The following is a 1,785-nucleotide window of genomic DNA, read 5'->3' on the forward strand; positions in this document are numbered from 1 at the left end:
AAATTTAGCAGTATGGCACTAAAATTTGGGGCAGTTCGCTACTCGACAGAGAGTAGGACAAAAGCGAAAGCTTTTGAACGTTGCGAAGCAACGGCCCGAAGGGTGAATCACAAAGTGATTCATAAACTGCCAGGCATCAAATTGCAGTAAACCGGGATGAATAATCCGGGTAGTGACAAAGAAATTCGGTGGAGCGGTAGTTCAGTCGGTTAGAATACCTGCCTGTCACGCAGGGGGTCGCGGGTTCGAGTCCCGTCCGTTCCGCCACTTATTCAATATTAAGCCTGCTAAATTAGCAGGCTTAATGATAAGAAAATTTAGGGGCGTAGCTCAGTTGGTAGAGCACCGGTCTCCAAAACCGGGTGTCGCGAGTTCGAGTCTCTCCGCCCCTGCCATCTATAATCCTTTGCTTCGGCGAAGGATTTTTTTTGCCCAAAATTTACCTTCCTGAAAGGCCCATCGCTGTTCTCCGGGCCATAAAATGATCGCTTTAATCAAAAAACGTTGTTTTTCAATATGTCGCGAATTTGTGCTTGTTTATCGCTATTTTGCAGCCAGATTGCGTACAAAGGCCGCAAAATAGCAGCGCCGTCAGTCACCGGATATAAGCCATCCTGCTCTTGCGCCCATGAAACAGGCAACCAGGTGCAACCTTTTAGCGGTACCAGTTGAAGGCGTGCCAGGCTGGCCGAACTGGTAGTCAGCAAAGGAATATCGTCAGCAGCGATAAGCCCCACTTCATGCTGATGGAAATCGGCCCCCCACTCCAGACGCAGATAGTTCAGATTGGCTTTGGTCGTTTCTGGGGAAGCACAGTACAGCTCAAGCTCAAAATGGCCCAGTAGTTGGCTGCTGAATTCATCCATCTTGGGCGCTTCGGTAGTGAGTAAGAGATCGAGTTGGCGCTCGTGCAACTGCTTAACCAGCGACTGACGCTGGGCGATCCGCGCCTCAAACTGCAGAGAATTATCTGCCTGATAAAGCCGTGCCAGCCACTTATTGAGCATGCACTCCCACAGCGAAGCGCTCGCACCGATTGAAAACTCATTGTGTCGCGAGGTGTTCGCCACTTCTTTACGCGCAGCCTGCCACGTACTCATCAGCGTTTCGGCGTAGGGGAGAAGTTTCTCTCCCGCCGCGGTTAAACGGATGTTATTACGATGGCGGGTAAACAGGTTGACGCCAAGCTGATTTTCTAACTGACGGATTCGAAAGCTCACCGCAGATTGTGTCAGATAGAGCGCTTCTGCAGCTCGCCCGAAGTGGCGAGTTCTGCTCACTTCGAGGAAAGTTTTCAGCAATTCGGTATCCACAGCTTTCTCCGCAAAATTTTTTGTCGTAATGATTTAAATCTTTTGTTTTACACTCTGTCAAGCGTATCTAATACTCCGCGCCATAAATAGCTCGGCCAAAGAATTAGGAGCGTGTAGGATGGCGGAAAGCTTTACGACGACTAATCGTTTTTTCGATAATAAAAATTATCCGCGCGGGTTCTCTCGTCATGGTGATTTCACCATCAAAGAGGCGCAGCTGCTTGAGCGTTATGGCTTTGCCTTTAACGAACTCGATCTTGGCAAACGCGAGCCTGCCACCGAAGAGGAACAGCAGTTTGTCTCGGTATGCCGCGGTGAACGTGAGCCAGCGACGGATGCTGAACGCGTATGGACCAAGTATGTCACGCGCATTAAGCGTCCGAAGCGTTTCCACACCCTGTCTGGTGGTAAACCGCAGGTAGAAGGCGCTGAAGACTACACCGATAGCGACGATTAATAAAAAAGGGGCCTT

2 protein-coding genes and 2 tRNA genes are annotated in these 1,785 nt (G+C 49.9%); 3 read left to right on the plus strand and 1 reads right to left on the minus strand.

Annotated features, from left to right (window positions below):
• The first annotated feature begins 190 nt into the window (after nucleotides 1-190).
• Together M989_RS23870 and M989_RS23875 are read left to right on the plus strand one after the other, a co-directional pair.
• Nucleotides 191-267 (plus strand) — tRNA-Asp (locus M989_RS23870).
• A 52-nt stretch (nucleotides 268-319) separates the two neighbouring features.
• Nucleotides 320-395, plus strand: a tRNA-Trp gene (locus M989_RS23875).
• Nucleotides 396-494: 99 nt separating this feature from the next.
• Here M989_RS23875 and hdfR read toward each other — a convergent pair.
• Nucleotides 495-1,343, minus strand: a complete 849-nt coding sequence (hdfR, locus tag M989_RS23880; RefSeq protein ID WP_425337872.1) for an HTH-type transcriptional regulator HdfR — start codon at nucleotides 1,341-1,343, stop codon at nucleotides 495-497.
• 88 nt (nucleotides 1,344-1,431) lie between these two features.
• Between hdfR and M989_RS23885 the strand changes: the two genes are divergently transcribed.
• Nucleotides 1,432-1,770, plus strand: coding sequence for a MaoP family protein (locus M989_RS23885; protein WP_064549235.1), 339 nt, complete (start codon nucleotides 1,432-1,434; stop codon nucleotides 1,768-1,770).
• Nucleotides 1,771-1,785: the final 15 nt, after the last annotated feature.

The organism is Kluyvera georgiana ATCC 51603 (genome assembly GCF_001654985.1).
Classification (GTDB): domain Bacteria; phylum Pseudomonadota; class Gammaproteobacteria; order Enterobacterales; family Enterobacteriaceae; genus Kluyvera; species Kluyvera georgiana.